Below are 18727 nucleotides of genomic sequence, written 5' to 3' on the forward strand. Positions count from 1 at the left end.
ATAAATTACTTAAACTCCTCGGTTCTAAAGGTGCAAAAAATTTATATTTCTCTGAACCAATTCTTGATACAAACGGATTATTAGAGGTAAATAATACTACTCCATTAGATATTTGGGACATTAGCAATAATGAGTTAATTATTACTGGCGAAGATAATGAGTATGCGTTTATGAGTATATTCGATTCCTTTACAACCTTATTATTAGCTAAAGAAGAAAATATAGAATATATTGTTCATTCAATGAACGTTGAAGCTGTCATTTGTGACAAAAAAACAATGATTGATTGGTATTTTTAAATTAGTAGTTTCTTAAACTATAAAAAAGAAACTTGCGCTTATACACAAGTTTCTTTTTTATAACATCCTTATTTTTTCACAACTTCATGTCCACCGAACTGATTACGTAGTGCTGAAACTACTTTTCCATGGAATGTATCATCTTCCTGAGAACGATAGCGCATAAATAATGACATAGCGATTACTGGTGCTGCAGCTTGAAGTTCAAGTGCAGTTTCAACAGTCCATTTTCCTTCTCCTGAAGAGTTCATTACACCTTTAATGCCATCTAGTTTCGGATCTTCTGCAAATGCTTTTTCAGTTAAGTCCATTAACCAACCACGGATAACTGATCCATTCGCCCATACTTTTGCAACATCTTCATAATTGAAATCAAAGTCACTCTTATCTAGTACTTCAAATCCTTCAGCGATTGCTTGCATCATGCCGTACTCAATACCGTTATGAACCATTTTTAAGAAATGACCACTACCAACACGGCCAGCATAAGAATAGCCATTTTCTACTGCTAAATCTTTAAATAAAGGTTCTAATTGGTCGTAAATTTCTTTTTCTCCACCAACCATTAAGCAAGCACCGTATCTAGCTCCTTCTACACCGCCTGATGTACCGATATCTACATAATGTAATCCGAAGCTTTTTGCTTCTTCAGCACGGCGTAACGTATCTTTATAGAATGAATTTCCGCCTTCAATAACGATATCACCTTCATCTAATAACGGATAAACATCTTTTAGTACTGACTCTACAACTTCTCCTGCAGGCACCATTACCCAAATTGTACGAGGAGCTTCTAGTTCAGCGATCATTTCTTTTAATGTATGACGTGCAGTAATTCCTAGTTTTCCTGCCTTTTCAACAAGCTCTTGATTTACATCGTATACAACTACTTCATGCTTGTCTTCATATAAGTGTTCAGCTAATGGGAATCCCATTTTTCCTAATCCAATTAAACCTAGTTTCATATTAATCAATCTCCTATTCTATACAAATATATTTAATATCGAAATTAGCCCAAGTGCTACTACAGATAATATAGTCTCCATTGCAGTCCATGTTAATAATGTTTCTTTCACAGTCATTCCGAAATACTCTTTAATCATCCAAAATCCTGAATCATTCACGTGTGATAAAATTAATGACCCTGCACCAGTTGCAAGTGCTAATAATTCAACATTTACACCTGGTGTGCTTGCTGCAATCGGCGCAACAATACCAGCTGCTGTCATCATAGAAACAGTTGCCGATCCAGTTGCAATTCGAATAAGTGCCGCAATTCCCCACCCTAATAATATCGGTGAAATATGTGATTCTTTCGCCATATCTGCAATTGTCGTTCCAATTCCAGAATCTAATAATACTTTATTAAATGCTCCGCCTGCACCAATCACTAACAATATGTTTGCAATAGGTCCAAGGCAATCATTTGTAAATTGTAACACTTTATCTTTTGAGAAACCTTTTGCATATCCAAGACTAAAGAAAGAGTAAATGGTTGCAATTAATAAAGCCACAATCGGATCTCCAATAAAGTGTAATACTTGTGCTAGTTGACTCGTTTTATTTAATGCAACTTCTGCTATTGATGCACCAAGCATAAGAAATACTGGAAGTAAAATTGTAAACAATGTATTCCCAAAGCTTGGAAGCTCTTTTTTATTATCTTTTTCAATAAATTGCTCCGCTATATCTAATGGTACTTCCTTATGTATACGAGCACCAATCCATTTCCCGTAAAGTGGACCTGAAATAATTGCAGTTGGAAGTCCGACAATTAATGCATATAAAATTGTCTTCCCTACATCTGCTTTAAAAATACCAACTGCCGCCATTGCCGCTGGATGCGGCGGCACTAGTCCGTGCACAACGGATAGTCCTGCTACTAGCGGGATACCGATTGTAATAAGTGATACCCCTGTTTCTAATGCAATTGTAAATACTAACGGAATTAATAGTACAAATCCAACTTGGAAAAATACCGGAATCCCTACTAAAAATGCAACGAACATCATCGCCCAGTGAACTCGTTTCTTCCCAAAACGATTAATTAATGTGTTAGCGATACGTTCAGCACCACCAGATTCGGCCATCATTTTTCCAAGCATCGTTCCTAGTGCTAAAACTATTGCTAAAAATCCTAACGTATTACCAAGTCCTAGTTTAATAGAATCAATAATTCCTGGATCTTTTGGTGAAGTTCCAATTAAAGGCATTCCCATTGCTAATCCTACACCAATTGCTGTTAAAATTAATGCGACAAATGGATGCCATTTTACTACCGTAATAAGTAAAAGTAGTATGACAACTGCCGCTAGTACGATCCCAACTACCATTTCTCCCAATCCCCCTATTTTTTACGTTGGAAAGCAGCTATACAATCAAATTCTTCTTTCAAGCGATTGTAAAGTCGTTCATACATATAAAACATTTCTAAATATATAGCCGTATTTTCTTTATTCGGTACATGATGATGGACAATATCAATCCAATCCTTTACCTCTTCAAGAGAATCAATTTTTCCTACAGCATACAAAGCAACTGCCGCTGCCCCAAGCGCAGATGCTTCATGACTTTCAGGTACAAGCAATTCTTTTCCCATCATATCGGACAACATTTGTCTCCAAAATGCAGATTTTGCAAACCCTCCTGAAACTCGTATTTCAGTAAGTGGCCCTGTACAATCCCTGATTGCGAGTGCTACTGAATATACACTCATACAAACACCTTCCATCACTGCACGTATAAAATGTTCTCGCTTATGCTGAAGATTGATTCCAAAGAATGTACCACGAGCATTTGCATTCCAGTAAGGTGCGCGTTCTCCAGATAAGAAAGGTAAGAACAATAGCCCATCCGCTCCAGCTGGTACGCTTTCTGCATATTTAATTAATAAATCATAAGGATCAATGCCGAGCTTTCTTGCTACTTCTTGCTCTGGACTACCAAATTCATCACGTAACCATCTCAGTAATATTCCGCCGTTATTCGTTGGACCACCGATTACCCAGTGCTCATCTGTTAATGCGTAACAAAACGTTCTCCCTTTCTCATCTGTATTTATATTTGATGAGATTGTTCGAACCGCACCACTCGTTCCAATCGTAATTGCAGCCGCACCCGGTGATATCGCACCAACTCCTACATTTGCAAGAACCCCATCACTTGCTCCGATGACAATTGGTGTTTCTGCACTTATCCCCATCTTCTGTGCTAATTCTGGCTTCATACCTGATAAAATATATGTAGTTGGTACAGGGGTTGATAATTTTTCTGGTGACATATGTAACATAGTTAAAACATCTTTATCCCAGTTTAATGTTTCTAAATTAAATAACCCCGTAGCAGAAGCAATCGAATAATCAACTACGTAGCGTGAAAATAATTGGTAAATCACATACTCTTTAATGGAAATGAATTTATAGGCACTTGTATATAACTCTGGTTCCTCTTCTTTCATCCATAACAATTTAGAAAGTGGTGACATCGGATGAATCGGTGTACCTGTACGTCTATAAATTTCATGCCCATTCATTTGTTGTAATAATTTTTCTGATTGCTTCGTACTTCGATTATCTGCCCAAATGATAGAACGCGTTAATGGCGCACCATTTTCATCTACTGCAATTAATGCGTGCATAGCTGTACTAATACCGATTGAAGAAATATCTTCTGGTAATACATTACCTTTTTCAATGGCAACGCTTACACTTTTGTATACAGCGGCACATATTACATCAGGATCTTGCTCAGCCCATCCTACATTCGGTTGAATAATTGGGTAATCGATTGCATGTGATGCAATGACTTTTCCTTTTTCTGTGAACACAACCGTTTTTGTACTTGTGGTACCGATATCAATCCCGATTACTCTCCCCCTTGTTTCCATGCGAATCTTCCCTTCATTTCTAGCAAAATACGATTTAGTAAACCGTTTACATGAATTAGTATATAAAATATTTTTTCATTTATCAAGTTATAAAAAGAAAATTTTTTTCATATCAAAAAATAAATCCCCTCATTCCATTTCACTTATATACTACATTTAGCTTTTCCATGGGGTAAAATTACGTTATATTCGTTACGCAATACACTCTTTCCTCTCATTAACAACACATACATAGTCCTCCATACGTTCTACTTATTTGCTTGAAGAAAGAGTTGAAAAGCAATATTCATTTTTAGCGGTCACGTAACATCACCATCAAGCCAAGAAAAGTAACTAACCGCAGAATGAGAATTCTGTGCATTTTGCTCTTATTTATTGTTTTAGGTTCACTAGTCTTTTATCTTGATAAACATAGAGCGTGGCCCCCCTACTATCACTTTTTTATCTTGTAAATATATCTTGCATACTATAAAACCGAAAAGTATTTTTATTTTTCAGAAAAATAAAAACAATAACACGAAATTTATTGTATAATGTTGTAAAAAGATGTCGGAGGGATTTAATGTTAAATAAAATATCTCAATTCACAATTAAGCTTTCATCAATTCTTTTATCACTCTTACTATTATTAAATTTACCTTATTTATTTATCACTCAACAAGGATTTACCTTTCAACCAATTTATTTTTTTAATCAGACCGTTACTATGTTAAAACAGGTTTTTTCCCCTGAATCATTAGTGATTATAGGATCAGACCCGAAGCTTGGCCATTTCAAAAAAACACCATTATTTCCAACTGTTTTAGAACCTTACCTATATTCATTTACTATATTATTTTTAGCCTTTTTTCTTGCTCTCTTTTTATCATCTAGCATGGCATTTTTTTATTTTTTAGCAAAAGATTATATAAAAAAATGGATAAACCGAATTGTGTTCATATTAGAAGCTGTCCCTGATATGATGATGATGATTTGTTTGCAAATATTTTTCATATGGGTACTTCAGAAATTTGGGGAATCTCCTGTCACTATTATTTCTTTTAATGAAAATCGAGCTTATTTACTCCCTATTTTATCATTAGCTGTCTTACCTACATTACAAATGTTTCGGATGATGGTGTTATACATAAAAGAAGAGCAAGGAAAACATTACGTAGAGGTTGCATATGGAAAAGGCCTTTCATCAAGTTATATACTATGCATTCATTTATTCAAAAATATATCTATCCACTTCTTCCACCATTTAAAAACGATTTTTGTTTTCTTACTTTCTAATTTATTCATTTTAGAATTTGTTTTTAATATGGAAGGCATTATTCAATTTTTATTTAATAAGGCGTTTGTTTCACCTCCAGCTGCATTTATCACACTTGTTATGATTGTTTTACCATTTTACGCCATTTTCCAAATAGTCTCATTCATGATGAATAGATGGAAAAAGCAATTGAAAGGAGTATCATTATGAAATCTATTTGGAAATCAAAACGCTTTTTAATCGGCTTTACTTATCTATTCATACTTATTTCAGCTAGTTTTATTTATAGTTGGTTCTTTAAAGATAACATCCCAAAACCTCCTCAGTTACTTTACAATGACAATAACGAATTACTTGGAAAGGCCCCCTTTCCGCCATCGTTAATTCCACCTTTTGGATCTGATCGTTTTGGAGAGTCTGTTTTCTTACAAATTGTAGAAGGAGCAAAATTCACTATTTTATTGGCCATGGCAATTAGCTTCTTTCGAATTTTATGCGGAACATGTATAGGAATCCTCTTAAGTTTATTTGCTCCAAAACTCAAGAGATTTTTCCAGTCATGCTCAGAAGTTTTTTATTATATTCCAACTCTATTTATCGCATTCATACTCATCACGCCCGTTAATATTATAATCACATCAAATGCTGATGGGGTAGATCCAAATATTTCATTTACGTTTTATCAAGTACTCGTACTTATTTTCGTCGCTCTGCCTACACTTTCTTTATACATATCCTCAGAAGTTGATGAATTTATGAAACAAGATTACATCTTAAGTTCACAATTACTGGGGGCTAGTCGTTTTCATATTATAAAAAAACACTTACGAGTCTTATTACTTGACCGCTTATTTGTATTATTTATGGAACATATCGTCCAAACACTCATACTCGTTATCCATTTAGCGTTGCTTAACATTGTAATTGGCGGCATACAAATGCGTGAACTCTATGACGGAGTGCTCAAACCTGTTTCTCTATCTAATGATTGGGCAGGTCTTATTGGATTAAATCGTAATGAAATGAATCTTTCATGGTGGATTATTTTTTATACTCTCGCTTCATTCTTTATTACGATTCTATTTATTAAGCTTATGACCATCGGGATTCAAGATGCACTGAAAGCAAGAGATTCGCAAATTGTAGCAATTCAAAACGTTCCAGATCATAAAAAATTCGTTAAACATAAAGATTCCTTTTCGTTTGCAAATAAAGTAAACCTTTAATCATTTCTCATTAATCAAGTATTAATTGGCATTGATATTATAGAAAATAAAGAAGATGATTCCTATTAAATACAGGGATCATCTTCTTATGCTGTCTAACTTTTTTACATGTCCTTTGCTAGACTCATGCTTTTTATATTTAAAGTGAATTATTTGCAATCACAATTATGTTTTTTAAAATCAATTACCATACGCCCTTGAATTCTACCTTGTTCCATTTCTTCGAATACATTTTGTACTTTATCTAGAGAACAAGTTTGAACAACCGGCACTACTTTTCCTTCTGCCCCGAACATAAACGCCTCTTCCAAATCTTTACGAGTACCAACTAGAGAACCAACTACTTCAATTCCATCCAGTACAAGTCGTGGGATGTTTAAGTCCATTGTTTCTACTGGTAGCCCTACTGCAACTACTTTACCGCAAGCACGTACTGCATCAACTGCTGAGTTAAAGGCTACTTTAGAGACTGCTGTTACTACCGCAGCATAAGCGCCACCAAACTCCTCTTGCACAATTTTATCAGCAGGACCTTGAGAAATTGGATTGATAGTCATATCAGCACCAACTTCTTTCGCTAAGGCTAATTTGTCGTCATTAATATCTACTGCGATTACCTTTGCACCAAATACATTTTTAGCATATTGGATAGCTAAGTTACCTAATCCACCGCAGCCATAGATTACAATAGGTTGACTAGGTTTAATATCTGATACTTTAATAGCTTTATATGTAGTTACACCAGCACAAGTAATTGATGATGCTTGAGCAGGATCTAATCCTTCTGGTACTTTTACCGCATAATCAGCTGTAACGATACATTGTTCAGCCATACCACCATCCACTGAATAACCAGCGTTTTTAACTTCACGGCAAAATGTTTCTCTACCAGTTACGCAATATTCACAACGTCCACAAGATTGGAACATCCATGCAATACTTACACGGTCACCTATCTTTAGTGAAGTAACATCATCAGCTATTTTCGTAACAATACCTACACCCTCATGACCAAGAATACGGCCATCAGTGTTACCAAAATCATGATTCGCAACGTGTAAATCAGTGTGGCAAACTCCACAATACTCTACATCTACTAACGCTTCACCTGAGTGTAACGGACGTAATTCTTTGTCAATCACTTCGATGTTTGCTTTGCTGTTTTTATTAACCACTACTGCTTTCATATGTGATCTCCCCTTTAGTGTTTTAGCATTTTAATGAGTTTATCTCACAACTACTTTCTTCACTACTTTGGCTAGTTATTCTACCAAATTTAAGTGTTCAATCATCATTACATCTTCATCATAACATGACACTTCATAAACAACTTGTGAAATTATGAACAATATTTGAATTATTACACAAATCGGTCTTTATTTTAAATTTTTAAAAATGAGAGTTTATCATTGACTATAAGTAAGTCACATATTTCTAAAACAAAATAAATTAACAAACTTCTCACCGATAAAAAAGCTCTTCACTCAATATTTTCTACATGTAAACACTTAGTTTCACAGTAATATCCTTTGCCACCAACATAAACTTTTTCTATTTTATTTTTGCTATTGGTTGCTAATTTAACTAATATTTCAGAAGGCGAGTGTAAAGAATAACCTTGTTCAAATACATAGACTTCTTTTTTCAAGTAGTCCTGTTCATAAAGGTAGCAAGCTAATGCACCGTTCGAAGTTCCAGTCGCTGCTTCTTCATTGATGTCGTATAGCGGAGCAAAATTTCTGCATATAATTCGATTGTCATTAAAAGTATATAGATGCATCCCGACAACATTATAATACTTGCTGATTTCTTTAATTTTTTCAAAATTAGGTTGCAGTGCATGTAATTGTGTTTCGCTTTTTATAGGAATTAAAATATCTTTTAAGCCCGTGGAGACAATTTGAATTGGGTATTTATTTTCTATATCTTTACTATCAAAACAGTCGATGAACTCGTTTGGAGATACAACATCATAGAATATCGGTTTATTTTGTTCCATGAATATGATGTCATCTTTTATAGTAATAGTAAGAACACCGCTGTTCGTTTCAATCGTATAGCGATTCCTGAAAAGTTTATTTAAATGCATTAGTATCGCGAAAGAGCCAATTGTCGCATGACCACATAAATCAACTTCTTCTTTTGGTGTAAAATACTCAAATTTATAATCAGCAAGTTCAGATTCTGATATAAATGCGGTTTCCGCATAGCCCAGTTGTTTGGCTATTTCCATTTTTTGAGTAGTGGTCAATGTATTCTCAATAAATACCACTCCTGCTTTATTTCCGCCTTTATGATCCTTGCTAAATGCACTTGCAACATAAACGGATATTTTCATAAGACACCTTCCTCACTTATAGTAAATTGTAGTATAGAAAGCACTACATATAAATTCCATTGGATAAATTATCCCTAAAATAAGAAACAAACTATTTTTAGCATTTGAACTCTCCAAAAATAGTTTGTCTACAGTCTGAAAGCTCTTCATTTGAAGAGCTTTTTTTATATTCGCTTCATCGAAATCGTTTCACGTATACTTTGTAAATTTTTTAGAGTTTCCTCTTGTCGCTGCAACGACAACCCTACATACAAAGTATCTAATAAGCTTAACTGTGCTAATCTTGATGAACTTGCTTCTGTGCGGAATTCAGTCTCACGTGTTGATGTATATAACGTTATATCAGCAAGTTGACTTAATGCTGATTTCTTATAGCTCGTAATCGCAATAATTTTGGCTCCTCTTGCTTTCGCTACTTCTAACGCTTCAAGTAATCCTTTATTGCTACCAGAATGAGAAATACCAATAACAACTGAATTTTCCGAGAGTAAACCTGCCCCCATAATTTGAAAATGCGAATCAGTATGAGCGATACAAGAAATACCCGTTCTCATAAACTTATGATACGCATCCATTGCAATAATACCAGAGCCACCATTTCCATAAAACTCAATTCGACTTGCTTCTTGTAAGGCTCGTACAGCCTGCTCAAGTGCCGTTTCATTAAGCAAATGTAAAGTATCTTGCAGTCCTGTAATATGCGAATGAAAAACTTTTTTAGCAACAGTTACCATACTATCTTCTGCTGATACCTCTTCATGGATATTTTGCATCGGTGTATGTACAATTTCACGAGCTAATGTAATCTTTAAATCTTGAAAACCTTGCAAACCAAGGTTTTTACATAAGCGGAATATCGTAGCTTCGGAACTATTCGTAACTTCAGCTAATTCTGTAATAGATTTATGTACAACATCTTGTGGATGTTTCAAAATATGTTCGGCAATACTTCGCAATTTCGGTGATAAACCATTTAACGAAGCCTGAATCTTTCCAATCCCACTTCTTGTACCAGGCATAGCATATCCTCCCCTTCCATCGTAGCTTTATCCTGTAAAAACCGATTAGTTGAACTAATCATCAGTGGGGATGGTCCTCCACTGATTAGAGTTTCACTTTATTGTACCTAATTATCGAAAGAAGAAAAACCTATATTAGGGATTACTATAATTTTTAATTGCTCCTATGTATTCTGTCATACGATATAACAGAATTATTCATGCTTATGAATAATTCTCTCCATGTTTCACTGCGTATAATGCGGCTTGCGTACGATCATCCACTTCCAATTTAGCTAAAACGTTTGAAACGTGTGTTTTCACAGTTTGTTCTGTAATATGAAGTTCTGCTGCAATCTCCTTGTTGCTTCTTCCTTTCGCAATTTCGCGAAGTACCTCTTGCTCTCTTTTCGTTAACATTGAAAAAGGATTTTCTACTTCCTTCTTTACTGCAGAACGCCCCATTAATGCAGGTGTTACTTTCGGGTGAAAATTCGCATTTCCTTGATGTACTGCAATAATAGAAGCGACAAGTTGCTCAGGTTGTACTTCTTTTAATTGATAACCATCTGCTCCAGCTTCAAGTGCTGGTATAACATAATCTTGCTCTGAAAAACTACTTAATATAAGTACCTTTATCGTCTCATCGTATTGCTTTAGACGTTTTGTTGCCTCAATTCCATCCATTTTCGGCATCGATACATCCATTAGCACGACATCTGGTTTTTCTTTTTGCACGAAATGTAATGCCTCTTCGCCATTTTCCGCTTCCCCAATAATTTCAAATTCTTCTCTCGTTTTCAAAAAGAATACAAGTCCTCTTCGAACGATATGATGATCCTCAACTAGTAGCAGTTTAATCTTCAACCTTATTCTCCCCTTCAAATCGGCAATTGAATTTCTATTTTTGTACCCTTTTTCAGCTCCGTTATAATTTGAAACGATCCCTTCATTAACTGAATACGTTCCTTCATACTTTTCAGACCAAGTGCTGATTCCCTTACTTGTTTTTGTATAAATCCTATTCCATTATCTTCTATGTAAAAATGTAACTGGTTATTTTCTATTTTTAAAAGAACATGTACCTTTTCACACGAAGCATGCTTTTTACAATTATGTAGCGCCTCTTGGCTAATACGCCATAAAACTTCTTCTATTTCATCCCCAATTGAAACCATCCCATCAATTCGAACTTCCACTTGAACTCCTAATAACTTCCCGTAATTTTGAATTGCTTCCGCTAATCCTTTCTCTAATCCTTCAGGTCTTAATTGCCAAATTAATAGCGTCATCTCTTGTAATGCTTCTTGTGATAATTCTCCAATATAACTTAACATCTCTTGCAATTCTCTATCTTGCGTCATATTCAGAGTACCTTTCGCTGTTAGCATAATAGAAAATAACAATTGTTTTACTGAATCATGTAAATCACGTGCAAGTCGATTTCTTTCCGCTACCACTACATATTTACGTTCTTTCTCAACTAATTGAATACGTTGTATTGTCGTTCCAATTTGAAATGCAATTGATTCTAATAACGCTAACTCTTCCTCTGAAAAATAAGTTTTATGAGGTGCAGCCACATTTAGTAGACCAAATTTTTCTAATCCAGACCTAAGCGGAATAGTCGCATGATGTGTAACATCTTCTGTCTCTCCCCAATTACATTCAATTGCATCTTCTATTCGCTTACATTCAATAATATTAGTCGCTTTTTCCAATCTCCCATTTACAAAACGTTCTACACACCAACAGTTTCCTTCACACATCGGCTTCTTCTTTTGCCACGTAAGAGCCTCTGGTAAATTTTCGTCTACAAGCATGCTGTGCTTTCCACTTTCATCAATAAAGAATATCCACCCTGTTTGTAAATTCATTACTTGTAACAATGTATGCAACACTTTTTCTAACATATCCTGTAAGTTTGTTGCTTCATTTAATAATTCAGCAATTTCTTTTAATGCTTCTAAACGACGCATCTCTTTTTCTTCAAAGTTCATTCTCATCACCAACTACAATTATAACATTAAGAAATTTCTAAATTCTATAAATAAAAAAAGAACCGAATTCCTTCAGCCCTTTCTTTATATCAATCATTTTATTATTGTTATTCTATCCAATGTTGGAAGCAGAATTTTTGTTAACAAACGATTCTACTTTAGTTGTCCGATAAAGATTGTCCACCATGGATATGCTGTAAACCTTCAGTAGTAACAACCATATTCGCTGCTGGCATTTGCACTTGATTTTTATGGAACATAGACATTAATTCAAATCTTACTTGTCTAGAAGTTTCAAAATAATCTTCTGGCTTTATTAAACCTGTAATACAAAATTCATAGCCAACATATTTCAAGTTAGGATTTAAGTCTGTAACACCGACGTATTTAAATGGTTCAACAGCCTCATCCTCTACTCTATAAAGAGTTTGATTCAATTTTTCATTGCATATAACACATACTTCTTCTAACAATTCCTTCACTCTTGTTGGATCTTCCTGATAACTTACCGTGATGCGTTCAATTACACGCATCCATCCTTTATTAAAATTTTGTATCGTTCTAATCTCTCCGTGCGGGATGGTAAGTAGTTTTCCTGACCATTCACGAATTTGCATAAAACGAATACTAATCTCTTCAATAGTTCCTGAATTTGTTCCGTTAAAAGTTACAAAATCACCAACCCGAAACTCTTTGTCCGCTAATCTTGCAAAGCCTAATATAACATCTTTTAGCATCTGTTGTGCAGCAAAACCGATGACAACTCCAGCTATCCCTGCACCTGCAATAATACTTTTTATATCTACAAATTGGCTAATTAAATATATGATAAGACTGATGATAATGATATATCTAAAAATAGATCGAATTACACTTTGAATTGTCTGCTCTACCTCTTCATCAAAAAAGCTTGATTTCCTAAAAAACCAATCAATAATACGGTTTATTACAAAAGAAATAATGATTAAAACTAAAGCAAATAGTAAAAATCTTAAAAGTAAAAACTCTCTTACATAATTAAAAAATTCTTCCGTATACGTTAATAAGCTCATTTAACCACTTCCTTACTAATTAAAAAATTCATAATCGCCTAAGTTTGTTCCAGAAAAGTCTATTATCCTAATCTAAAATGCCGCTACCCTTACTATGTATTTTGACTCTATTACTAATTCACTTTAAACAGTATGTCTAGCTGTTCTTTTTCCTTTCCCTTTAAATATACCCTTTTTAATAACCTAAGGGGGAGCAAATCGTGAAATTTTTTTATACGTTAAAACTTTATTCATCTCATTACGATTTCAACTCATTTATTCATTAACTACGTAAAAAAAGAGCTGAATTTATCAGCTCTTTTATTCGATATTAATTGTTGTCTTACTACTTTTTTCTTCTTTCAATTTTGGCAATTCAATTGTCAGTACGCCATCTTTATAATTTGCTCTAACATTTTCTTCCTCAACTTGTTTAAAACTAAAGCGTCGAGTTACAGAACCTATAGAACGTTCTTTACGAATATATGTGCCATTCTCATTTTTTTCTTCTACTTCATTATGATTAGTTGCTTGAATCGTTAATACATCTTGTTCAAAATCAACTTGAATGTTTTCTTTTTGAAAACCTGGTAAATCTGCTTTCACAGTATATTTATCAGATTGCTCATGAACATCTACTTTAAAAGTATCCATGTTCAGTGGCTTAAAGAAAGCATCTGTCATCCCTTCTAATAAAGAAGGCCCAAAATCAAAAATACCATTTTGACGTTTTGTTATCTCTGGAAATAAATTACGCATATTTTTTCCTCCTTATTATTTATGAATGAAAGATTATCTCTTTCTGCCTTTATTATAACATTTGGTCAAAAAAGGTCAAAGTTTTTGTTTGACCTTTTTTGATGTATATTTTACCAAATAAAACACATGAGATATTTGACATCTCTTACATTTATAAAGAGGAATATATTTATATAATAACGAATAGTTTATATGCTCTTATTTTTCCTTAATGAGGTTACCTACAATGGGGTATATCGAAGAAATTAGAGAAGTTGTCGGATCAAGACCACTCAATTTATTAGGCGTTGCGGTAGCTGTTTTCAATGAACAAGGACAAATAAAAGAGACCTTTTTTAAAGGCCTCTTTTTTCACTTCACTTCTGCATGTAGGCATGACTTAAAATGTCCAAGTGCATATTCATGCCCTTGTGCATTAAAAGATGCAACCGCCTTTTCAAAAACTACAATTTTAAACCCTTTATTATAAGCATCTACTGCTGTATGAAGAACACAAATATCAGTACATACCCCTACAAGATGAACCTCTTCAATTCCTCTTTCTCTTAACCTCATCTCTAAGTCTGTTCCTGCAAATGCACTATACCGTGTTTTATCCATGTAATATACATTCTCTGCATTTTTATATGTTTCGTACACATCTTGTAATTCACCAAACAAATCTCTTCCACTTGTACCAGCTATATTATGAGGCGGGAATAACTTTGATTCTGGATGATATACATCATTTTCTTCATGTCTATCAATAGCAAAGACAACGTAATCTCCATTTTCAATATATTGCTTCGTTATATGTACAATTTCCTTCTCAATTTCCTGTCCTGGTTTCCCGCATGTTAAAGCGCCTTTCTCAGCTACAAAATCATATGTATAATCAATATTTATAAGAGCTCGTTTCATTACTATCTCTCCTTCTCCTGTTTCACAGTAAACAATAGAAAATTTGTTATTACGACATCGTATGTACTATTCGACATTTCAAATGAAATACCTACATTTTTCTTGCAAAACTCACCTTAATCCGAGTTTATCATAAAGTGAAACTTTAATCATTGGAGAGTTTGTTCATCTCCAATGATTATCAGCCCTCATCAATCGTGCATTTACAGGCAGTTGATCTCCCACCTAATCTCCTCACCTATACCGAGTTTTAAGGTAAGGTCTTACTGCCCGTTAGTGCGGGATATAATAGATAAACAATGGTAAAACAAATAGCTCCTATTGATAAGTCATGAATTTGATAATTGAGCGTAGCTTGAATCATCTCTTGTATCGTAAACCAAAATACTGCCATCATCATACTAATCAAGACGATACGAATACACCGATTCACATCTTCAACCTCTTTCTCTGTCATAGTAGTAACAAGTGATTACTTCCTATTTAATCGTATTAGAAAATGAAATAAGTTATTCACTCTTGCACACTCTAGTCCAAACAAAAAAGCACACTACTTTTTGAGTAATGTACTTTTTATTCATATTAAGACGCAGGTTTTGTCTCAAATGTTGCTTGATTAAAACTAATAACCTTTCCTTTCGGGTCATTGTTTTCATACTGAACTGCAGTAATTGTATGACTACCTGTTTCCAGCGTTTTTTCTTTTAACTGCACTGTTGTCTGCGTTGTACTAGTTACTTGATGTTTATCTGTATACATTTGATCTACAAATACGAATGTTTCTTTATCACTTTGAAAATTAGAAAGTTCTAATTCAACTTGCTGAATTAACGTATCCTTTTTGATGAATACAGTCGGTATATTGCCGTTTTCAGAAGTACCATCTGGAGTAATAACTTTTACTTTCCCTTCTCCAATTGACATTGCTCCTTCAGGAAATACAACCATATTCTCATCACTTGCGTTTACAACTTGTTCTTCCTGTTTTGATTGCGCGTCCTCTTTTTCCTGTGGAGCACCGCAACCAACTAATAACAATACAGACAATCCAGTGATTATGAATTTTTTCAAAATTCATCCCCCCTGTAACTTCATTATAATTTATTATACAAAAATAACTTTTAAATTTTGAGACTACTTTCAACACTTTCATGAACAAATAGAATCTTGCTCACGATTAATGTATCATACTTTCCTTAATAGAACATTAATTTTTTTTATGAAATAAATAGTAATTCCCTCTTATCTATCATTTTAGCCCAACATATGAATTACATACCCTCAAAAATAAAAAGACATTGTTAGTTCAATGTCTTTTCTATACAGCAATTAAAAAACAAACGTTGTAATCTCATCTACTTCTTTTCTTGGAAGTTTCTTCGGTTTATCTTTCGGAAATCCGAGTGAAATAACCATATTTATTTGTTTTTCAGGCGCAATTTGTAAATATTGGCGCAGTTCATCTTGAGCTAGCAATACTGGCCCTGTCATTGGACAAGTACCAAGTCCCTTTGCATGTGCAGCTAACATTAAGTTTTGTGCCGCTAAACAGCTACTCTTAATGCCTTCTTCTTCCCAAACGGAATCTGGAACAAAAGCAATTGGATCAAATATCTTTTCACGGAACTTTGATTCATATGGTGTTGCCAAACATACAATTAATACTGGTGCCTCCGAGAAAGCTGTTGCATATGGTCCGAAAGAACGTGTAAGTAATTTCCCTGCTTTCTCTTCTCCATTTTCTGCTGCTTTTGCCGCAAGTTTATGTAATGCATCCCATGTCATTTGTTCAATTTCTTTAATCTTCTCTCGATTCATGATAACTAAGAATTCCCACGTTTGTGAATTCGTATCACTCGGTGCGTAACGAGCACAATCAATTATTTCTTTTATATCATTAGTAGATACTTCTTGATCTGTAAACTTTCTAACACTTCGTCTTCCGTGAATTACTTCTTTAAAATCTTCATAATTCATATATTAAATCCCCTTTTTACAGCGTTTTCAAAACTTGTCCTATGCTTGAATTATATCATGAAAAAAAGCCGGAAGAATACCAGCTTTTTTCTTCATGATTAATTTGTCACTTTAAACAAACGAATACTCTCTTCGTATGCAGCTTGTAGTTTTTTCGTAATTGGTCCTCTTTCACCAGCCCCGAACTGTTCATCACCAATTTGAACGACTGGGAATATTTCAAGTGGCGTCGCTGTAAAAAAGCACTCCTCAGCGTCATATACTTCTTGTAATGAAAACTCTCGTTCCTCTACATCGATATGTAACTCTTTCGCTAATGTAATTACGTAGTGACGTGTAATACCATGTAAAATGAAATAATCCGCTGGATGTGTAATCAACTTATTATTCTTCACGATAAAGAAATTGGAATGACACCCTTCGGTCACAATACCATCTCGTACTAATATTGCTTCTTGATACCCTTGTTCATTTATTTTGTTTTTGATCATGATATTAGGAAGCAAATTTAAAGATTTTATATGGCAAAACTTCCACCTGATGTCCTCTTCTACTGTCACCTTAATCCCTGCCTCCATTGAAGCAACTGGTCTTGGGAACGAAACAAGATTTGCAAAATATGTCGGTTGTAAATCTGATTCATATACATGATTGCGCGGTTGTGTACCTCTTGATATTTGTAAATATACATTCCCATCTTCTTGAAACTGATTTTTTTCAATCATTTGATATAACTCTTCTACTAATTCTTCCTTCGTAAATGGTGGAATTAGTTTTATTTCTGCCATAGAGTTAAAGAATCGTTCTAAATGTAAATCTAATAAATGTGGCTTCCCGTCATATAGTCTGAATACCTCGTATATACCATCACCAAATTGAAAGCCTCTCTCCTCTAATGGAATCATCGGCTGTTCTTCCTTCGTATTTACAATTCTTCCGTTAAATAAAATCCAATCTTTATGAGTAGCTTTCATTCTTCCCCACTCCTTTATCACATGATTGTTTTAATTGTACAACTTATCTACACTCAAAAGAAGGAATTTTCTGTATTTTAACAAACAAAAAAGTGCATCACTTATTTAAAGGGATGCACTCGACTATTCATTTACTTCAGAAAATATTTTTCAATATCATCTAACATAAGATTTGCAGCTACAATACCACCTGCTGTATTCCAAATCACTTCATCTACTTGGAATACTTTATTATTTTTAGAAGCCTGTAGTTGCTTAAAGAGTGGATCTTCTGTCCATTCCTTCGCTAACGAATTTCCTTCATTATTCTTATCTGCATCTTTATCAGACGTGAAATAGAATAAGTAGTCTCCGTCCATATTTGGAATCTGCTCTTTTGTAATTCCTTTTATCGCAAAATCATCTTTATCTTGTAATGGTGGTCGTTTAAATCCAATATCATTTAAAACAACACCCGAGAATGAGTTTTTTTGATAAATACGAACATCACCTGGCACGAAACGAATAATAGAAACTTTAGAATTCAATTTATCGCCTAACTTCTCTTTCATTCCTTCAATGCGTTTTTTATAATCATCAAGAGCTTTTTGCCCTTCTTTTTCTTTATTTACAGCTTTTGTATAAAGTGTAAAGTTTTCTTTCCAATCACCGCGTAATGTTTCTGCATAAACAGTTGGTGCGATTTCTTTTAGCTGATCATATATTTTTTCATGACGCATTTTATTTCCGATAATTAAATCTGGCTTAAGCTTCATTACAGCCTCTAAATTAATATCACGTTCAGTTCCTACAACTTCCGTGTTTTTTAACTCTTTCGCTAAATGAGGATACCATTCATCACCAGCACGTGGTTTCGTAGTCCCCACTGGCGTTACGCCCACAGCTAGGAGAGCCTCTGCGCCTTCATTTGTTAAAACAACAACTTTTTTAGGTGTACCATTTACTGTCGTTTCACCCATTGCATGCTTTACCGTATATGAATCTTTTGCTTTCGCTGATATATTATTTTCTTTTTTCTCTTCTTTACTACATCCTGCAATTACAACCATGAGTATCATAATGCAGAACATAATTAGTTTTTTAG

19 protein-coding genes and 1 pseudogene are annotated in these 18727 nt (G+C 34.2%); 4 read left to right on the top strand and 16 right to left on the bottom strand.

The annotated features are described in order from the left end of the window. The coding region (locus ACQGSG_RS18480; RefSeq protein ID WP_426947772.1) for a DUF2711 family protein at positions 1-299 on the top strand (299 nt) is incomplete at its 5' end. A 68-nt stretch (positions 300-367) separates the two neighbouring features. Here ACQGSG_RS18480 and gnd read toward each other — a convergent pair. The 3 genes from gnd to gntK are packed head-to-tail and all read right to left on the bottom strand — an operon-like array spanning position 368 to position 4185. Further along, positions 368-1264, bottom strand: a complete 897-nt coding sequence (gene gnd, locus ACQGSG_RS18485) for a phosphogluconate dehydrogenase (NAD(+)-dependent, decarboxylating) (RefSeq protein WP_098207633.1) — start codon at positions 1262-1264, stop codon at positions 368-370. A gap of 18 nt (positions 1265-1282) precedes the next feature. Then, positions 1283-2632, bottom strand: coding sequence for a GntP family permease (locus ACQGSG_RS18490; RefSeq protein ID WP_000260202.1), 1350 nt, complete (start codon positions 2630-2632; stop codon positions 1283-1285). Between the two features lie 14 nt (positions 2633-2646). Further along, positions 2647-4185 (bottom strand): gluconokinase, encoded by a 1539-nt coding sequence (gntK, locus tag ACQGSG_RS18495; RefSeq protein ID WP_000450004.1) that lies wholly within the window; start codon positions 4183-4185, stop codon positions 2647-2649. A gap of 562 nt (positions 4186-4747) precedes the next feature. Here gntK and ACQGSG_RS18500 point away from each other — a divergent pair. Together ACQGSG_RS18500 and ACQGSG_RS18505 are read left to right on the top strand one after the other, a co-directional pair. Beyond that, positions 4748-5650 (top strand): ABC transporter permease subunit, encoded by a 903-nt coding sequence (locus ACQGSG_RS18500; RefSeq protein ID WP_003312013.1) that lies wholly within the window; start codon positions 4748-4750, stop codon positions 5648-5650. Next, a complete protein-coding gene (locus ACQGSG_RS18505) occupies positions 5647-6666 on the top strand; it encodes an ABC transporter permease (protein ID WP_000836565.1) in 1020 nt (339 codons plus the stop codon). Before ACQGSG_RS18500 ends, ACQGSG_RS18505 begins: the two co-directional genes overlap by 4 nt. Positions 6667-6815: 149 nt before the next feature. Here the strand turns inward: ACQGSG_RS18505 and adhP are convergent, their stop codons facing one another. From adhP to ACQGSG_RS18540, 7 genes are all read right to left on the bottom strand, one after another. Then, the gene (gene adhP, locus ACQGSG_RS18510; protein WP_000649109.1) at positions 6816-7853 is read right to left on the bottom strand and encodes an alcohol dehydrogenase AdhP; all 1038 of its coding nucleotides are present in this window, start codon (positions 7851-7853) and stop codon (positions 6816-6818) included. Between the two features lie 293 nt (positions 7854-8146). Beyond that, positions 8147-9004 (bottom strand): PhzF family phenazine biosynthesis protein, encoded by an 858-nt coding sequence (locus tag ACQGSG_RS18515; RefSeq protein ID WP_044584421.1) that lies wholly within the window; start codon positions 9002-9004, stop codon positions 8147-8149. Between the two features lie 164 nt (positions 9005-9168). Then, the gene (locus ACQGSG_RS18520; protein WP_001119646.1) at positions 9169-10023 is read right to left on the bottom strand and encodes a MurR/RpiR family transcriptional regulator; all 855 of its coding nucleotides are present in this window, start codon (positions 10021-10023) and stop codon (positions 9169-9171) included. Positions 10024-10227: 204 nt separating this feature from the next. Then, positions 10228-10869, bottom strand: a complete 642-nt coding sequence (gene casR / locus ACQGSG_RS18525; protein WP_000694626.1) for a two-component system response regulator CasR — start codon at positions 10867-10869, stop codon at positions 10228-10230. A 14-nt stretch (positions 10870-10883) separates the two neighbouring features. Further along, positions 10884-11981, bottom strand: coding sequence for a two-component system sensor histidine kinase CasK (gene casK / locus ACQGSG_RS18530; RefSeq protein WP_187388493.1), 1098 nt, complete (start codon positions 11979-11981; stop codon positions 10884-10886). Positions 11982-12160: 179 nt separating this feature from the next. Further along, positions 12161-13054: a mechanosensitive ion channel family protein gene (locus tag ACQGSG_RS18535; protein ID WP_000055433.1), complete on the bottom strand. Its 894-nt coding sequence runs from the start codon at positions 13052-13054 to the stop codon at positions 12161-12163. Between the two features lie 300 nt (positions 13055-13354). After that, positions 13355-13792: an Hsp20/alpha crystallin family protein gene (locus ACQGSG_RS18540; RefSeq protein WP_001245053.1), complete on the bottom strand. Its 438-nt coding sequence runs from the start codon at positions 13790-13792 to the stop codon at positions 13355-13357. A gap of 226 nt (positions 13793-14018) precedes the next feature. Between ACQGSG_RS18540 and ACQGSG_RS18545 the strand changes: the two are divergent. Continuing rightward, a pseudogene (locus tag ACQGSG_RS18545) lies at positions 14019-14114 on the top strand (DNA mismatch repair protein MutT); the annotation flags it as partial. A gap of 29 nt (positions 14115-14143) precedes the next feature. On the opposite strand, the gene ACQGSG_RS18550 reads toward ACQGSG_RS18545, so the two are convergent. From ACQGSG_RS18550 to ACQGSG_RS18575, 6 genes are all read right to left on the bottom strand, one after another. Continuing rightward, positions 14144-14692 (bottom strand): isochorismatase family cysteine hydrolase, encoded by a 549-nt coding sequence (locus tag ACQGSG_RS18550; RefSeq protein ID WP_325842625.1) that lies wholly within the window; start codon positions 14690-14692, stop codon positions 14144-14146. A gap of 250 nt (positions 14693-14942) precedes the next feature. Continuing rightward, positions 14943-15149 (bottom strand): hypothetical protein, encoded by a 207-nt coding sequence (locus ACQGSG_RS18555; RefSeq protein ID WP_000136534.1) that lies wholly within the window; start codon positions 15147-15149, stop codon positions 14943-14945. Between the two features lie 125 nt (positions 15150-15274). Next, positions 15275-15763, bottom strand: coding sequence for a hypothetical protein (locus ACQGSG_RS18560; protein WP_000713496.1), 489 nt, complete (start codon positions 15761-15763; stop codon positions 15275-15277). A gap of 258 nt (positions 15764-16021) precedes the next feature. Continuing rightward, on the bottom strand, positions 16022-16669 hold the full coding sequence (locus ACQGSG_RS18565) for a nitroreductase family protein (RefSeq protein WP_001105283.1): 648 nt from the start codon (positions 16667-16669) through the stop codon (positions 16022-16024). A gap of 98 nt (positions 16670-16767) precedes the next feature. After that, positions 16768-17643 carry a D-amino-acid transaminase gene (dat, locus tag ACQGSG_RS18570; protein ID WP_044584419.1) on the bottom strand — a complete coding sequence of 292 codons (876 nt, stop codon included), beginning with the start codon at positions 17641-17643 and terminating at the stop codon, positions 16768-16770. Positions 17644-17774: 131 nt separating this feature from the next. Continuing rightward, on the bottom strand, positions 17775-18727 hold a 953-nt coding region (locus ACQGSG_RS18575; protein ID WP_426947777.1), incomplete at its 5' end, for an ABC transporter substrate-binding protein.

This window comes from Bacillus sp. GMa5/1, from assembly GCF_050172015.1.
GTDB classification, from domain to species: domain Bacteria; phylum Bacillota; class Bacilli; order Bacillales; family Bacillaceae_G; genus Bacillus_A; species Bacillus_A cereus.

What these genes read in the sequence shown, in the direction of transcription:
- gnd (WP_098207633.1), bottom strand. Translation starts at nt 1,264, where the DNA reads ATGAAACTAGGTTTAATTGGATTAGGAAAAATGGGATTCCCATTAGCT.
- ACQGSG_RS18490 (WP_000260202.1), bottom strand. Translation starts at nt 2,632, where the DNA reads ATGGTAGTTGGGATCGTACTAGCGGCAGTTGTCATACTACTTTTACTT.
- gntK (WP_000450004.1), bottom strand. Translation starts at nt 4,185, where the DNA reads ATGGAAACAAGGGGGAGAGTAATCGGGATTGATATCGGTACCACAAGT.
- ACQGSG_RS18500 (WP_003312013.1), top strand. Translation starts at nt 4,748, where the DNA reads ATGTTAAATAAAATATCTCAATTCACAATTAAGCTTTCATCAATTCTT.
- ACQGSG_RS18505 (WP_000836565.1), top strand. Translation starts at nt 5,647, where the DNA reads ATGAAATCTATTTGGAAATCAAAACGCTTTTTAATCGGCTTTACTTAT.
- adhP (WP_000649109.1), bottom strand. Translation starts at nt 7,853, where the DNA reads ATGAAAGCAGTAGTGGTTAATAAAAACAGCAAAGCAAACATCGAAGTG.
- ACQGSG_RS18515 (WP_044584421.1), bottom strand. Translation starts at nt 9,004, where the DNA reads ATGAAAATATCCGTTTATGTTGCAAGTGCATTTAGCAAGGATCATAAA.
- ACQGSG_RS18520 (WP_001119646.1), bottom strand. Translation starts at nt 10,023, where the DNA reads ATGCCTGGTACAAGAAGTGGGATTGGAAAGATTCAGGCTTCGTTAAAT.
- casK (WP_187388493.1), bottom strand. Translation starts at nt 11,981, where the DNA reads ATGCGTCGTTTAGAAGCATTAAAAGAAATTGCTGAATTATTAAATGAA.
- ACQGSG_RS18535 (WP_000055433.1), bottom strand. Translation starts at nt 13,054, where the DNA reads ATGAGCTTATTAACGTATACGGAAGAATTTTTTAATTATGTAAGAGAG.
- ACQGSG_RS18540 (WP_001245053.1), bottom strand. Translation starts at nt 13,792, where the DNA reads ATGCGTAATTTATTTCCAGAGATAACAAAACGTCAAAATGGTATTTTT.
- ACQGSG_RS18550 (WP_325842625.1), bottom strand. Translation starts at nt 14,692, where the DNA reads ATGAAACGAGCTCTTATAAATATTGATTATACATATGATTTTGTAGCT.
- ACQGSG_RS18555 (WP_000136534.1), bottom strand. Translation starts at nt 15,149, where the DNA reads ATGACAGAGAAAGAGGTTGAAGATGTGAATCGGTGTATTCGTATCGTC.
- ACQGSG_RS18565 (WP_001105283.1), bottom strand. Translation starts at nt 16,669, where the DNA reads ATGAATTATGAAGATTTTAAAGAAGTAATTCACGGAAGACGAAGTGTT.
- dat (WP_044584419.1), bottom strand. Translation starts at nt 17,643, where the DNA reads ATGAAAGCTACTCATAAAGATTGGATTTTATTTAACGGAAGAATTGTA.